General features: G+C 50.5%; 1 pseudogene. It reads right to left on the bottom strand.

The annotated features are described in order from the left end of the window. Window positions 1-584, bottom strand: a pseudogene (locus tag OW495_RS23000) (transketolase); the annotation flags it as partial.

Genomic DNA, 584 nt, shown 5'->3' with positions numbered 1-584 from the left:
GCGTTACGAGCGTATTCCATGAACATTAGGAACGTTGCGCCGTATGGTACGAAACCACCGTGCAGAGCGATACCGTTCATGATAGCCGTCATACCGAATTCACGTACACCGTAGTGGATGTAGTTACCAGAGAAGTCGTTTGCTTCAAGCGACTTAGAGCCAGACCACATAGTCAGGTTAGAAGGCGCAAGGTCAGCAGAGCCGCCCATGAATTCAGGTAGCATAGCACCGAACGCTTCTAGAGCATTTTGAGATGCTTTACGTGATGCGATGTTTGCTGGGTTAGCTTGAAGATCAGCGATGATTGCCGATGCTTTCTCTTCCCATTCAGCAGGAAGATCACCGTTTACGCGGCGTTTGAATTCAGCTGCCAGCTCAGGGTATGCTGCTTCATAAGCTGCAAGTTTCTCGTTCCACGCTGCTTCCTTAGCTGCGCCTGCTTCTTTCGCATCCCACTCTGAGTAAACTTCCGACGGAATTTCAAAAGGACCGTGCTCCCAACCTAGTTGCTTACGAGTTGCTGCGATTTCGTCAGCGCCTAATGGTGCACCGTGACAGTCGTGCGTACCTGCTTTGTTTGGAGA

This window comes from Vibrio sp. 14N.309.X.WAT.E.F5, from assembly GCF_030397615.1.
GTDB lineage: Bacteria > Pseudomonadota > Gammaproteobacteria > Enterobacterales > Vibrionaceae > Vibrio > Vibrio lentus.
This window is presented reverse-complemented; position numbering and strand designations above follow the sequence as displayed.